This is a genomic window from Paenarthrobacter sp. NPDC018779 (assembly GCF_044391085.1).
GTDB lineage: Bacteria > Actinomycetota > Actinomycetes > Actinomycetales > Micrococcaceae > Arthrobacter.
Genome location: NZ_JBIRZS010000014.1, coordinates 1 through 14,340 on the forward strand (window position 1 = coordinate 1; position 14,340 = coordinate 14,340).

Here is a 14,340-nt window from a genome sequence, read left to right on the forward strand (position 1 = left end):
AAGCGACAGAGCGTCAAAATCATGCCGGAGCCGGCAGGCCAGCACACCCATATCCTGCACCAGGAAACAGGCTACGAAAAAGGTAACGAGCGTCCGGGGGAAGGGGGTGTTTGGTGAGAGAGGGTCCGGGGTAAGGGGGTGTTTGGTGAGAGAGGGTCCGGGGTAAGGGGGTGTTTGGTGAGAGAGCGTCCGGGGGGAAGGGGGTGTTTGGTGAGAGAGGGTCCGGGGGAGGGGGTGTTAGGCCGGGCGGAGCTCCGCTGGCGTCAGCATCTCCCGCTCAAAGCCCACTTTGCGGCGCTCGCCGTGCAGTACCACCTCGTGCGTCGCAGCGTCTGAAGTGCTGGAGGTCGAGACATGCAGCTTCACCAGCCCTGGCGTCACCACGCGTGCCAGGTCCAGCCCAGTGAAGGACGTGCGATCGGCATGGACCGTGAACTCCACTTCGGCAGAGGACCCGGCGGCCAGCTCCACCCTGGCGTAGCCGATCAGTTCGCGGACAGGCCGGACCACCTCGCCCACGGGATCTTCCAGATAGAGCTGCACGATCTCAGCCCCTGCGAGGGATCCCGTGTTGGTCACCGTGCAGGAGATGGTGACCGAGTCCGACGTCGACATGGTGGGCGCACTGCAGCGGTGGTCCGCGAGGGAAAAGTCCGTGTAGGACAAACCGTGCCCGAAGCCGAACAGTGGTGACGGATCAAGTGCACTGACCTGCGTAGCTCCGGCCAGGCGCGAGTGGAGGTACGTGCCGGGCTGGCCGCCGGGGGACCGGGGCACTGAGACGGGCAGCTTTCCTGACGGATTGACGACGCCGGTGAGCACGTCCCAGAGGGCGGCGGCACCTTCTTCGCCCGGGAAGAAGCCCTGGATCATCGCGTCGGCGCGGTCCACGAAGTCGCCCAGCGCGTAGGGCCTGCCGCTGAGAACAACTACCACGGCGCGGGTGCCGGAATCAGCACACGCCGCCAAAACATGGTCAAGCATGCGGTGCTGGTCGCCCGGTAGACGGAGGTCGGCGGCGTCGTTTCCTTCGCCGGAGGTACCCCTGCCGAACAGGCCGGCGTTGTCGCCAACCACCACGATGCAGGTGTCAACGGACGCCGCAACGGCACATGCTTCGGCAATCTGCTCGTCGCTGGCGGACTCGCAGTTGCCGGTCACAGACACCGCCACGGAGGAGAAGCGTTCCAAGGCCACGGCGGCCACGGAGGGCACTGAGATGCCCATGGGCACCTCCGGATGGGACGCGCCCACGTGGGCGTCGAAGGAGTAGCAGCCCAACATGGCGAAAGGATCGTCGGCCAAGGGGCCAACAACCGCCACGGAACCTCCGGGAGAGAGCGGCAGGGCAGGAGTGCGCTGAGGAGCGCGGTTGCTCAGCAGGACCAGGGATTGTGCGGCCAACTTCCTCGCCAACTGCCGATCTTCGGCAGAATCCAGCTCAACGGGACCGGACAATGCGGCAGGTTCGGCCGGGAAGTCCGGGGCCAGCAGCCCCTGTTCTTGTTTTTGGCGCAGCACCCGGCGAAGGGCCGTGTCCACTACTTTCTCGTCCAGCCTGCCGTCGCGCACCAAGGACAGCAGCGGCCCGCCGTAGCAATTGACGGTGGGAAGTTCCACGTCGACGCCGGCAGTCAACGCCAGTGCCGCGGCGTCGCCGGAGTCGGCGGCTACTCCATGCGTCACGTTGAGGAAAGCAACCCCAAAGTAGTCAGCCACCACCGTCCCGCCGAAGCCCCATTCCTCACGAAGCAGCCCGGTGAGAAGGGATCGGTTCCCGGCGGCCGGTACGCCGTCGACATCGGTATAAGCGTGCATCACGGAGCGTGCGCCGCCGTGGCGGATGGCCATTTCAAACGGCGGCAGCATGACGTCGGCGAGTTCCCGCGGACCCATGGAGACCGGCGCGTGGTTGCGGCCGGCCCGGGAGGCGGAGTAGCCCACGAAGTGTTTTAGGGTGGCGACGATGCCGGTGGATTCCAAGCCTTGGACGTATGCAGTGGCGAGGGTGCCTACGAGGTAGGGGTCCTCTCCAATGGTCTCTTCGACGCGGCCCCAGCGAAGATCGCGGACCACATCCAGCACGGGCGCCAGGCCTTGGTGGATCCCGAGGCCACGCATGGACGTGCCGATCCTCTGTGCCATCTCGCGCACCAAGGCGGGGTTGAACGTTGCGCCCCACGCGAGGGGGACCGGGAAGGCCGTGGCCTTCCAGGCAGCCAGTCCGGCCAGGCACTCCTCATGGACCTGGGCGGGAATCCCGAAACGGGAGGCGGCCATGATTTGTTCCTGGGCGGCGGCGAGCCGACTGGCGCCTTCGGCAGGTTCCACGGGAACTGTCCCGTACATGCGCGTGATCTGGCCGAGCCCATTGGCAATGACATCTTCCCACGATCGCGGGTCGCCAGCCATCTGGCTCTGCAAAGGAGCGACGGAGTCGCCATCCGTGGACGCGTTCACCCAGACGCCCACCAATTGGGCCAGCTTCTCTTCGAGAGTCATTTCACGGATGAGGTGTTCCACAACGTCCTCGGCGGGGACGCGGGCAAGTGATTGCTGTTCGGCGGCGCCGCTGCTCACTGGGTTCTCCTTGGGTTGTGATGGCGATTTTTAGAAACTATCAGAAAGTTCTGTTTACTTTCCAGATGCAAAAGTGTTGACTGATTGTTGGGCGGCTACTCCAGAATTTGCTGTTTCTGCACATAAATGAGCATTTTCTTGGAGGTCAGGGTGTGCGTATCTTCATCCAATCCGTCCGAAACTTTCCGAACAGAAACCCTAGGAAGAACCCCATGAACACCTACAGAGTGGCCATCGTTGGAACCGGCGGGATCGCCGCAGTTCACGCCGCCAACCTGGCCCGCACCGACAACCGCGCCCAAGTGGTGGCCGCCTGCGACGTCGACGAGGCCCGGTTGGATGTCTTCTGTGACGAGCACGGAATCTCCGGCCGATACGGCACCCTCACGGAACTCCTGGCCGAAGCGAAGCCGGACATCGTGCACCTCTGCACACCGCCCATGATGCACATCGACCAAGCCATCGAGTGCCTGGAAGCCGGTGCCCATGTGCTTTCAGAGAAGCCGCCGGCGCTGAGCCTTGCCGACTTCGACCGGTTGGAAACGGCCCAGGCGAAGAGCGGCGCGGAGTTCTCCTGCGTCTTCCAGCACCGTTTTGGCGATGCCTCGGCCGCCGCACGCAAACTGATCGGCGGCGCAGACTTTGGTCGTCCACTCGTGGCCCGCTGCGACACGCTCTGGTACCGGCCCGACGAGTACTTCGACCTCCCGTGGCGTGGAACCTGGAAGGCCGAAGGCGGCGGACCGACCATGGGCCACGGCATCCACCAGTTCGACCTTCTCCTGCACCTGCTCGGCCCGTGGGAGGAAGTGGTCGCGATAGCCTCGCGCCAAGCCCGGGCGACCTCCACCGAAGACCTGTCCGCTGCCTTGGTCCGCTTCGAAAACGGTGCCACGGCCACCGTGATCAACTCCTTGCTCTCGCCGAGGGAGACCTCGGACATCCGCATCGACTGTGAGTTCGCCACCATTGAGCTCAGCCACCTCTACGGCTACGGCACCAAGGACTGGACCATCACCGCCGCCCCTGGTCACGAGCCGGGCGTTACGGGTGCCTGGGAAGCCGAAACCTTGGAACGCGGCAGCGGCCACTCTGCCCAGTTCCTTGCCATGTATGACGCGCTCGACGCCGGACTGCCCCTTCCAGCCGGAGCCCACTCTGCGCGGCAAACACTGGAGTTCGCTGCCGCGATTTACGCCTCGGCGTTCACCGGCCAGCCTGTCCGCCGAGGGGACATTGTTCCCGGCCACCCCTTCTACGACGGCATGGACGGCGATGGCCTCGGTACCCGTGTCCTGGCCGCCACCGCCCACGCCTGAGCCTGGAGAACCCATGACCACCACTGCCACCAACCACACAACGAACGCCCTCAGCTACCAGGACGATGGCCGCACACTCACCTTCACTGTCGGCCTCCAGCACATCGCGAGCTACACGTACCGTCCCACGGACCACCAGTACGAAAGCCCGCGGCCCTACTTCCACCCACTCACAACCCTGGGTGGCGACGACGTCACGATCTCCCGGCCGTGGGACCACGTATGGCACAAGGGCTTGTCCTGGGCCTTGCCGAACGTGGGCGAACACAACTTCTGGGGCGGAGCCACCTACACCCGCCAAACCGGCTACGCCAACCTGGACAACAACGGGGCCATGAACCACGAGGTGTTCACGAGCATCGAGGAATCCGCGGACGGGATCGTAGCCTCAGAGTCACTGGTCTGGACCCTGCAGCCCATGCCGGGAAGCGAAGGGCGGGCGCTCATCAGCGAGCAACGCCGCTTCGCCATACAGCTCCTGCCGATCCCGGGCTCCTGGGTGCTGCTCTTCGAAACCACCATGGACAACACTTCCGACGCGGACATCAACATCGGCAGCCCCACCACCGAGGGCCGGGACAACGCGGGTTATGGCGGACTGTTCTGGAGGGGACCCCGGTCCTTCACCGGCGGGGAGTTCCGCTCCGAAGCCGGTGCAGGTGCCGACGAGTTTATGGGCACCCGGTCGCCTTGGATTGCCTTCACCGGGCAGCATGATGTCACGTGCCGCAAGTCCACCATCCTCTTTGTCGAGGACCAAGCCAACCCGGGTGCGTCCAACCAGTGGTTTGCCCGCTCGTCGATGTTCGCATGCCTCGGTTCGGCGCCTTTCTTCAGCGAAGTAGTCCCGCTCAAGGTGGGCGAACCGCTCACGTACCGGTACGCCGTCGTGATTTCCGATGGCGACGTGGACGCCGGTGCGGCTGCCGCGCTGGCGGACGCAGCGGCGGTGGCATTGGAGGCCTGGGCTTAGTGTGCACGTCGTTCCCGGGCGCCACGGCGGTGTCTGAAGTCAGCATCTATTCGTGGCCCGGGGCTGACGGCGCAGCAGGAGGTTCGCCGCACCTGCACACAGCCTCCACCGAGGCCTACGTGGTTCAGCAGGGGACTGGACGCTTGGAAACTTTGGACTCGCGCGGATTTACGTCCACGCCCCTGGAACCGGGAACGGTGGTGTGGTTCACGCCCGGCACCGTGCACCGCGCCATCAACGACTCCGGCGACCTGCGCGTGCTCGTGGTCATGCAGAATGCGGGGTTGCCCGAAAACGGCGACGCCGTCATGACGTTTCCGCCTGAACATCTGATGAGTATCGACGCCTACGCACGGGCCGCCCACCTTCCGTCCAGGGACGCCGACGGCGGTGAGGCGTTCGCGGAGGCGGCCGCGCGCCGTCGTCGTGATCTGGCGTTGGCGGGGTATCTGGAGCTGAAAGCCGCCGTCCAGGAGGCGGGGGTGGCGGCGCTCGCTGACTTCCATGCGGCCGCCGCGAACTTGGTGCGGGACCGGACTGAGCTGTGGCGCGGTTATCTTGCGGACGGAGCTGCCAGGCAGGCGGAAGTGACAGCTGGCCACTTGGCTTCACTGGAGTCCATGGAAACTTTCTACCTGCAGGAAGCAAGGACTACGATGGGCGAACGGAAATCCCGCAGGATCTACGGCATGTGCGGCCGAATCCAGGCCTGGGAACTTTCCGAAACTGTTGGTGCCGGGACGGTGGTTTCCGGCTGAAAGGGGTAGCTTCATGGTGACCAAGCAGGACTCGGGACGGGCGACCATCAGCGAGATCGCCCGTGAAGCCGGGGTGTCCGTGCCCACGGTTTCCAAGGTCCTCAACGGCCACGCCCATGTAGCGGCCGCCACGCGCGCCAGGGTCGAGGAAATCATCGCCAAACGCGACTACGCCCGCAGGCCCGCCAAACGAAGCAAGAAGGCCGGGCTTGTAGACCTGGTGTTCCCGGGCATGGGTTCGGAGTGGGCCTGCGAAATCATTGAGGGCGTGGAACGCGTAGCCCAGGAAGCAGGCTACGGCACCGTGGTCAGCAGCCTCTCCCTGGACGGCTCGCGCATCCGCCCGTGGTTGGCGAACCTCGCCGAGCGAAAGTCCGACGGCGTCCTGCTGGCGGTTTACGAACTGGACCCGAAGCAGATCCAGCGCATCAAGTCGCTGGGTATTCCCGTGATCCTGATCGATCCCGTTGGCCAGCCCGGTCCTGAACTTATGACGGTGGGTGCTGCCAACTGGGACGGCGCGTTCTCGGCCACCGAGCACTTGTTGAAGCTGGGCCACCGGCGGATCGGCATGATCGGCGGACGCGAGGATTTGCAGTGCAGCGGCGCCCGCGAAGATGGGTACTTGGCGGCACTCAGGCGTGGGGGTGTGGAAGCTGATTCGTCCCTGATGGTGCCGGGAGATTTCTCCATTGAGTCGGGGGAGCGTGGTACTGGGGCGTTGCTGTCCTTGAAGGAGCGGCCCACTGCGATCTTTACCGGCAATGATGCCCAGGCTTTGGGTGCCTACCGGGCCGCGCGATCTGCGGGGCTGCGGATACCGGAGGACCTGTCCATCATTGGCTTTGACGACATCCCCGCGGCTGAATGGATCGAGCCCGGCCTCACCACAATCCGGCAGCCCGTGGTCCAGATGGCAGAAACGGCCATGCGGGCGCTGCTCCGGCATCTCGAGGGCGACGAGGAACTGCCTCAACGGATCGAACTTGGCACCGAGCTGGTGGTGCGGGGGTCGACAACGGCTCCCCAGTCGCCTTGATGTAGCAGATCATGAACTTTTGAGCTTTTTGTCGAAATGTTCATGATCTGCGACATTTGGACATTTCATTGATATGGTGAAGATGTGCAACATTCGGACGAGACCGTCTTCTTTCGGGCCTTCGACGCCAGGTCCTTCGGGGCTGCGTTGAGAAGCGCTCGCCAGGAACGTGGACTGACCCAGCAAGAACTCGGAGCCATGATTCGGGCCAGTCGTCACACCATCGTGCGACTCGAACGAGGGGAGAATGTCGCCTTGGAGACCGCGATGGCCGCTGCCAAGGCTCTCGAGCGGGACGTGGCCCTCATACCGCGTTTTTCCAGGTTGGATGTTAAGCGATGAAGGCCCCCAAGCGGCTTGCTGTTTGGCTGCATGGACGGCACATTGCGTGGCTCACGGGTACGTCCTTACGTCCGAAACTGGAATACCTGACAGATGTGGTTGCTGAGTATGGCTCGGGCGCGGCGCTGCTCTCCCTTTCCTTGCCGCTGCGTCGCGGGGTTCTTTCCGGGCCGGAGGTCTATAACTTCTTCGATGGGCTCCTGCCTGAAGGGCAGGTCCGAGCGCAGATAGCGTCCCAGAGCAATAGCTCCGTCACTGACATCAAAGCCCTCTTGGCAGCGATAGGCGCTGACTGTGCCGGAGCCGTCCAGGTGTTGCCTGAAGGCGTTGATCCCGCCGGCGGGGGCGAACTGCTCGAAATGTCGGAAGCGGAAGTCGTGACGGTCGTCGAGTCGCTTCCAACGTGGGACCTCCCTGACGACTTTGCCATCACAACCTCCCTGGGCGGCGTCCAGTCCAAACTACTTCTCACTCGGCGGGGCGATCGCTGGTACTGGCCAGCCGCTGGAGCCGCCTCAACGCACATCATTAAGCCGGATCCGTTGGATTCGCCGATTCCCCATTTGCTCGCATCGGAAGACTGGGCTCTGAGGCTGGCTTCGGCTATTGGTCTAAGGTCGGCAAGGACCGAGCTGGAGGTCTTTGGGTCGAGGCTGGCGCTTGTAGTCCAGCGGTATGACCGGAACACGGATGGCGCCCGGATCCACCAAGAGGACTTTACTCAGTTACTTGGGCTGCCGTCGGCCGCGAAATACGATCAGTCGGTCAGTACGCCTTCCAGGCTGGCTCGAGTCGTCGAGGCCGCCGGACCACATGCGAGGAACGTCGACGCTTTCCGCTTGGAGCTCTTGAAGTGGGTGACGTTCAATCTCCTCATCGGTAACGGCGATGCTCACTCGAAGAATTACTCGATACTGCTTGGTGAAAGCGGGGCGGTCTCGCTGGCTCCCATCTATGATGCGGCGCCCACACTCCTGCTGTACTCCAGGAGCTCAAACGCGGGTCACGCGATTGCCGGGCAGGCGAGGCTCAATTACCTAACAACTGATCACCTGGTTCGGGAGGCCGCGTCTTGGGGTACTGATCCTGGGGAGGCTCAAGCTGCTGTAGAAGCGACGCTGGAGTCGGCCATGGAGGTGGATGTCAGTGCTGCATCGGAGATTGCCATGCTTCCGGATTTGGTTGCTGCCCGTGCAAGCGACCTACTCGCCGGAAAGACTGCCCGACGGGCGTGACCTTCCCGACCTTCTTTGCCGGAAGAACGGCCACTTCGCAACTGCAGCAGGTTGCAAAGTGGCCGTTCGTTTGTGGAAGTGGGTCAGGACGGTTCGCCCACTAGCCTTAGCCCCGGCCCATCGAAGTCGACGGATCCTCGCCGCCCTCTGAGGGGTCTGCCCGGAGTGCGTCCGGGTCACCTTCCGGCAGGCCGGCCGGTCCGGGGACGTCTCCCGAAGCCGTGGGGATGTCTTGGTCGCCTTCGCGGTCCTGGTTGATGTCGCTGTCTGTCACGCCCGAGTCGTGGTGGGTGTGTTCTTCGTGCGCCTCACCGTGTCCGTCCACGGCGAAGGAGCGGTCATCCTCCTGCTCGCCGGGTACGTCCGAGTCCATGGCATTGGATCCCTCGCTGATGGAGGAGTGCACGTGGATGTCGTCAGCCTTCTCGTTGGGATCGGGGACCTGGCCCTTGTCCACTGGATCGGACGTGCCGGCCAGGTCCTCCATTGCGTTCTCTGCTGCCTTGTGGATGCTGTCTTCGATGCCCATGCGATGACTCCTTTTCGATCGATGGTGTGTGTGGCGGACCGGAACTATAATGGTAAGCATACTTAGTTATTGGTGGATGCGACAGCCGTAAGGAGTTGACAGAATGCCGTTTGATCTCTTCACAAAACCGCAGGTCAGCGCTTGCCGTGGCGCACTTTGTACCGGTGATCGTTGGACGATAAGGTATCTTCAGACCGTTTTGCAGAGGGCGGCAATCTCCGCTCCTTTGCTGTAGGCCAGGGACGCTTTTCAGTCAGTAGGAACACGTCACATGGTCAACCCCCGCCCCGAGCAGGAAGCTCTCCAGAATGGTTACTTTCTGGATCTTGTCCTGGGTAGCGAAGATGTCGAGGCGTTTCTGACGGACTTGGCCGCTTTCTCGTCCGAAAGTCTCTCGCTCTCCGATGCTCCCGTTTTCTGTGGGATCACTGTCTTGCGCAAGAAGCGCGCCGCCACTGCCGCCAGCAGTGATGAACGAGCCCGAATCCTGGATGAACTCCAAAACACCCATGAAGGTCCCTGCCTGACCGCGATGGACAGTATGGGCTCTGTTTTGGTTCCGGATCTGGTCCGCGAAGTTCGCTGGCCGGAGTATGTGGAGGCCGCAGCCGGACAAGGCCTGCGGTCCGTCCTCAGCGTTCCACTTGTGGTTGAAGGGGACACCCGGGCCGCGCTCAATCTTTACTCCGAGCGAGCACATGCTTTCAGCGACGCGGATGTTGAGCGCGCCGAAGTCTTCGCCTCGCACGCCTCCAAGTCGCTTCGCCTGGCCCTTAAGATCGCGCAGCTCAGTGACGCCCGCAACGATCTCACCGCGGCCATGCAGTCCCGCACGATCATCGACCTTGCAGTGGGAGCGATCATGGCGCAGAACCACTGCAGCCAGGAGGAAGCCTTCACGATCCTCCGGACGGCCTCAAGCAACCGGAACATCAAGCTGCGTCACCTGGCACAGTCGATCATCGCCGCCGTCTCATCAGGCAAGGTCACGACGCACTTCGAGGAGTAAGAGTCGCGTCACGGCGCACCCTCCTACACGAGCTTCACGGCATTGCGGACAAGCTCCCGTGTGGCCTCGACCGAAGAATCCGGATCTGGGGCGTCCCGCCAACGTCCCACCCAGCGGCCTCGTTTCGTGACCCGAAGCAACCATGTACCAGACTGGGGTAGGTGACCAACAGAAACTCCCGACCCGGCCTGGCCATCGCCGCGCTCAGCATCGGTACCGCGCTGAATCCGCTGAATTCGTCGATGATCGCGGTGGCCCTGGTGGTGTTGCGGGAGGACTTCGCGCTCGACGTCGCCACGGTCACCTGGGTGATCACCGCCTTCTACCTCGCGTCTGCTGCCGGCCAGCCGCTCATGGGCCGTTTCGCTGATCGCTTTGGTCCACGCCGCTTGTTCACTTTCGGCATGGCCCTCGTGGCGGTGACGTGCGCCATCGCGCCCTTCCTGCCGAACTTCGCCTTGGTCTGCGTTGCCCGGGCCCTGATGGCTGTGGGCACAGCCACGGCGTATCCGTCCGCCGTCGTGATGGTTACCGACCTCAGCCGCCTTGCCAACGTGCCGACCACCCGACCACTCGGGCGGATCCAGATGGCCAACACGTCCGCTGCCGCCGTGGGGCCCGTGGTGGGTGGCCTGCTGGTGAGCCTGTTCGATTGGCAGGCACTGTTCGTCATCAACGTGCCGCTGGCGCTGATCGCCTTGCTGGTGGTGCAGCGGACCGCGCCCGCCGACGCCGGACGGGAGACCGGCTCGCTCGGCAAACTCATTCGCGATTCGGACATCCCGGGCATCCTCGCGTTCGTGGTCTCCCTGATGCTGGCCATGATGGCGCTGCTGAACGTGTTGCCCGATTTCCGTTGGTACCTGCTGGGCGCTGCCGTGGTGATCGGCGCGCTCTTCGCGTGGCGGGAACTCCGCTTCAACCCGCCGTTCCTGGACCTCCGCCTGCTGGGCAGGAACCGCCCACTCCTGTTCATCTACCTGGTGTTCGTGGTGTTCAGCGGGGTCTACTACTTTGCGTTCTTCGGCCTTCCGCAGTTGCTCCAGGAAGCAGGGAATTACGACGCCGGACTCGTAGGCCTGCTCATGCTTCCCCTTGCGTCGATGTCCGTTTTGGTGACGCCGCTGACCGTCCGGCTGATCGAGCGGTTCGGCGTCCGGGCCGTGCTGATCACCGGGGTGCTGGTGCTCACCGGTGCGTCCGCGGCGCTTGGCCTGCTGACCTTGTCCCTCTGGCCACCGCTGGTGCTGGTCCTGACCGCCGCTATGGGTGTGCCGTACGGTGCCGTGAGCACGGCCTCCAACCAAGGCCTGTACGTCTCGGCACGGCCCGAGGAACGCGGCGTGGCGGCCGGAATCTTCCAGACCTGCCGGTACTTGGGCGCCATCACGGCCACCGTGCTGATCGGTGTGTTCTACGGACCCGGTGTGAACCAAGCCAACTGGGGTTTGATGGTCCTGGTGATGCTCGCGCTGAGCGCCGTGGTGATCGTGCTGTCCGTGATGTGGCGGAAACCGGCGGCCTAGTCCGAGATGATCCGGATGCTCACCTCGGGAAGTTTCTCGATGATGCGCCGCGGAATGTTCCCTTGGAAGGCGAGCCACAGAATGTGCCCGCTCGGCGTCACGGACTCCACCTTGCCGCGGTCCACGAACTGCCCGTGATCGTACACTTCCACGTTCCGTCCCCTGAGCCCGGTCCAGTCCGTAGCCACAACCCAGCCAATACCCGGTTCCATGGCAGCCCGGGGTTCCTGCGTTCCAGTCATGAGTCATCCCTCTTTTGTGCGTGAGCCTTTTCAAGTCAGTGGCGAGGCCCCGTAGTTCATGACGGCACAGTTCAAAAATGGGAGCCCGCAGGGGAGCGCTGGGGATTGCCTGAATGTAGCATCTGGAATATGTCCAACGACTCAGCCATCAAGGCCAGCACCGTCAGCAAGACGTTCAGCCGGACCACGCAAGTGTCCGCCACCATCAATGCGACCCCGGCCAAGGTTTGGAGCTTGCTGACCACGGCAAGTGACTACCCCAAGTGGAACTCCACGGTGGTCTCGCTGGAGGGTGAGATCACGCCCGGCTCCACCATCCGGCTCGTCTCAACGCTGGATTCGAGCCGGACCTTCAAGCTCAAAGTCAAGGAGTTTGAACCCGCCCGACGCCTCTCCTGGGGTGACGCCCTGGGCACCCGCGTGTACACGCTCACGGAAACGAACGGAGGCACGCGCTTCGACATGAACGAGCGCATCGGTGGCCCCATCTTCCCGTTGTTTGCCAGCAAGATCCCGTCCTTCGACGCGAGCTTTGAGCAGTTCGCGGCCGACCTGAAGACGGCAGCGGAGAAAGCCAGCTGAATAAACGACGTCGGCAGCGGGGGTTCCGCGGGCCGCGTCACCTCAGGACGACCAACTGCTGCGTTGCCCTCGTCATGGCCACATAGCGGTCCACGGCACCCTCGATGCCGTCGCCGAATCCGTCCGGCTCCACGAGGACCACAAGATCGAACTCCAGCCCCTTCACCAGTTCCGGTGACAGGACACGGATGCGTGGCGACGCTGGGAGCGAGCCCAGACCGGCGTCGTGCGTGGCTATGACGCAAGCGACGCCGTCCGCGTTGGCTGCAAGCCAATCGGTGAGAATCTTCTCAAGATCGTCCACGTTGCCGTGCCGCACCGGCGGGCCGCTGCGGATGGACGTGGGCACGTTGGCGTCGGGGAGTGCGGCCCGGATCATGGGCTCAGCCTCGGCAATGACTTCCTCGGGAGTGCGGTAGTTGATGGTCAGGCTGGTCTGGTGGATGGTCCCCAGCCCCACGCGTTCCAACCGCTCCTGCCAGGACTCGACGAATCCGTGCCGGGCCTGGGCGCGGTCGCCAACCACCGTGAAGCTCCGCGAAGGGCAGCGCTGCAGCAGCATCTGCCACTCCGCGTCCGTGAGTTCCTGCGCCTCGTCCACCACGATGTGCGCGAACGGGCCGGCCAACACATCGGGGTCGGCGACGGGTACATCCTCGACGAGTTTCTCCAGCATGTCCTCGCCGCGGAGCATGGACATGACCATGAGCTCGGAGTCGTCGGCGGCGATGAGGTCCTCCACCACGCGGTCCATCAGTTCCTTCTCCGCTGCTGCCTCGGCTTGTTGGCGTCGCTGGTTCTTCGCGGTCTCAGGGTCGCCGAGCCGCTGCCGGGCTGCGTCCAGGAGCGGGAGGTCGGGGATGGTCCAGGCTGTGGGGTTGGTTCTCTGTAGCGTCCTGACTTGTTGATCGGTGAGCCACGGAGCGCACAGTTTCGTGAAGGCCGGGACGCGCCAGAGATCGGTCACCAAATCCGCATAGTCCAGCAGCGGCCAGGCCTTGGTGAACCTTTGCGTCAGCTCTGCGTTCTGCGCGAAGGCCCTTCGGAGGAGCTCCTCGGGTACTTCGTCGGTGTCGAACTTATCCAGCAGGATGGTCACCAGCTCGTCCCAGACCTCCCCGCGGGCCTCGTTGTGCGGGGTGCCGGGGCTTGGCGCGTTGAAGGCCTCGGCCCAGTCTTCCGCGCTGAGCCACACATCCGCCCACGGCGTCTCCACCTCCATGCCTTCCGTGGGCGGCTGCTCGTAGAACCGGACCGCTTTTTTAACGGCTTTGACCATGTCTGCTCTCGTTTTAAGGCGTACGACGGCGGCATCCGGCTCGGGAGCCGCGGCGGCTCCTTCGGGAACCAGGTCCCGGATGGTGCACGTCTGCACGCCCTCCTCTCCCAGGCTCGGAAGGACATCCGCCACGTAGTTCAGGTAGGGGCGGTGCGGTCCGATGAACAGGACCCCGCCGCGGCGATGCCCCAGCCGGGGATCGGAGTAGAGCAGGTAGGCGGCACGGTGCAACGCGACCACGGTCTTACCGGTACCCGGACCGCCGTCGACCACCAACGCACCACGGGACGAAGCCCGGATGATGGCGTCCTGGTCCGCTTGGATAGTGCCGAGCACATCCCGCATCTTGGCCGAGCGACTGGAGCCCAGGCTGGCGATGAAGGCGGAGAGGTCCTCAAGTGCTGCTGTGCTCTCTGTTGGTTCTTGGCCAAAGGATTCGTCCCAGTAGTCCGTGATCCGGCCACGGGTCCACCGGTAGCGGCGACGGCCGGCCAAGCCCATCGGGTTGGCGTGGGTGGCGCCGAAGAAAGGCTCGGCAGCGGGGGAGCGCCAGTCGATGAGGAGGCGTTGGCCGTCGCTGTCCGTCAGGCCGAGGCGGCCGATGTAGAGGGGTTCTGCGTTCCCGGCTGTGGTGACGCGGCCCAGGCACAGGTCCAAGCCGTACGCTTTCAGTGCCTTGAGCCTGCCCGTGAGCCGGCGGGTTTCGACGTCCTTCTCTACGGCTTCCTGGCCAAGGCGGCTGGGGGCTCTTTTGATGGTTTCCAGTTGCTCTTCGAGGTCGGCAATGGTTTGTTCCAGGCTGGCGGCGATGGCTGCGAAGTGCTGTTCGTCCTGGGCGACGAGGGCTGGGTTGGCTTTGGGGGATAGGTGCTCGGGCAGGTTGAAGGCACTGGTTGCGAGTGGCATGGGAGCTCCTTGGTCCGGATT

13 protein-coding genes are annotated in these 14,340 nt (G+C 63.9%); 9 read left to right on the forward strand and 4 right to left on the reverse strand.

Annotated elements, in window-relative coordinates; genetic code table 11:
- Window positions 1–237: 237 nt before the first annotated feature.
- Window positions 238–2,580 (reverse strand): glycoside hydrolase family 3 N-terminal domain-containing protein, encoded by a 2,343-nt coding sequence (locus ACH488_RS14540; protein ID WP_397325248.1) that lies wholly within the window; start codon window positions 2,578–2,580, stop codon window positions 238–240.
- A 212-nt stretch (window positions 2,581–2,792) separates the two neighbouring features.
- On the opposite strand from ACH488_RS14540, the gene ACH488_RS14545 reads away from it, so the two are divergent.
- The 6 genes from ACH488_RS14545 (at window position 2,793) to ACH488_RS14570 (ending at window position 8,246) form a co-directional block, all read left to right on the forward strand.
- Window positions 2,793–3,899 carry a Gfo/Idh/MocA family protein gene (locus ACH488_RS14545; RefSeq protein WP_397325249.1) on the forward strand — a complete coding sequence of 369 codons (1,107 nt, stop codon included), beginning with the start codon at window positions 2,793–2,795 and terminating at the stop codon, window positions 3,897–3,899.
- A 13-nt stretch (window positions 3,900–3,912) separates the two neighbouring features.
- The gene (locus ACH488_RS14550; RefSeq protein WP_397325251.1) at window positions 3,913–4,872 is read left to right on the forward strand and encodes a PmoA family protein; all 960 of its coding nucleotides are present in this window, start codon (window positions 3,913–3,915) and stop codon (window positions 4,870–4,872) included.
- Window positions 4,873–4,901: 29 nt separating this feature from the next.
- The gene (locus ACH488_RS14555) at window positions 4,902–5,630 is read left to right on the forward strand and encodes a cupin domain-containing protein (protein ID WP_397325253.1); all 729 of its coding nucleotides are present in this window, start codon (window positions 4,902–4,904) and stop codon (window positions 5,628–5,630) included.
- 13 nt (window positions 5,631–5,643) lie between these two features.
- A complete protein-coding gene (locus tag ACH488_RS14560) occupies window positions 5,644–6,669 on the forward strand; it encodes a LacI family DNA-binding transcriptional regulator (protein WP_397325254.1) in 1,026 nt (341 codons plus the stop codon).
- A gap of 84 nt (window positions 6,670–6,753) precedes the next feature.
- Window positions 6,754–7,011: a helix-turn-helix transcriptional regulator gene (locus ACH488_RS14565; RefSeq protein WP_397325256.1), complete on the forward strand. Its 258-nt coding sequence runs from the start codon at window positions 6,754–6,756 to the stop codon at window positions 7,009–7,011.
- Complete coding sequence (locus ACH488_RS14570) at window positions 7,008–8,246, forward strand: type II toxin-antitoxin system HipA family toxin (protein WP_397325258.1); 1,239 nt, start codon at window positions 7,008–7,010, stop codon at window positions 8,244–8,246. The genes ACH488_RS14565 and ACH488_RS14570 overlap by 4 nt, the downstream gene beginning before the upstream one ends.
- Window positions 8,247–8,352: 106 nt before the next feature.
- On the opposite strand, the gene ACH488_RS14575 is transcribed toward ACH488_RS14570, so the two are convergent.
- Window positions 8,353–8,775 (reverse strand): hypothetical protein, encoded by a 423-nt coding sequence (locus ACH488_RS14575; RefSeq protein ID WP_397325259.1) that lies wholly within the window; start codon window positions 8,773–8,775, stop codon window positions 8,353–8,355.
- A 271-nt stretch (window positions 8,776–9,046) separates the two neighbouring features.
- Here ACH488_RS14575 and ACH488_RS14580 point away from each other — a divergent pair, with 271 nt between their 5' ends.
- Both ACH488_RS14580 and ACH488_RS14585 read left to right on the forward strand, forming a co-directional pair.
- Entirely contained in the window at window positions 9,047–9,784 is a 738-nt protein-coding gene (locus tag ACH488_RS14580) for an ANTAR domain-containing protein (RefSeq protein ID WP_397325261.1), read from the forward strand.
- Window positions 9,785–9,945: 161 nt separating this feature from the next.
- Window positions 9,946–11,310 carry an MFS transporter gene (locus ACH488_RS14585; protein WP_397325263.1) on the forward strand — a complete coding sequence of 455 codons (1,365 nt, stop codon included), beginning with the start codon at window positions 9,946–9,948 and terminating at the stop codon, window positions 11,308–11,310.
- On the opposite strand, the gene ACH488_RS14590 is transcribed toward ACH488_RS14585, so the two are convergent.
- Complete coding sequence (locus ACH488_RS14590; protein ID WP_397325264.1) at window positions 11,307–11,552, reverse strand: hypothetical protein; 246 nt, start codon at window positions 11,550–11,552, stop codon at window positions 11,307–11,309. The two genes, ACH488_RS14585 and ACH488_RS14590, sit on opposite strands and share 4 nt — an antisense overlap.
- Before the next feature lie 129 nt (window positions 11,553–11,681).
- Here ACH488_RS14590 and ACH488_RS14595 point away from each other — a divergent pair, with 129 nt between their 5' ends.
- Entirely contained in the window at window positions 11,682–12,134 is a 453-nt protein-coding gene (locus tag ACH488_RS14595; protein WP_397325266.1) for an SRPBCC domain-containing protein, read from the forward strand.
- Between the two features lie 37 nt (window positions 12,135–12,171).
- On the opposite strand, the gene helR is transcribed toward ACH488_RS14595, so the two are convergent.
- Window positions 12,172–14,319 carry an RNA polymerase recycling motor ATPase HelR gene (gene helR / locus ACH488_RS14600; protein ID WP_397325268.1) on the reverse strand — a complete coding sequence of 716 codons (2,148 nt, stop codon included), beginning with the start codon at window positions 14,317–14,319 and terminating at the stop codon, window positions 12,172–12,174.
- Window positions 14,320–14,340 lie beyond the last annotated feature (21 nt).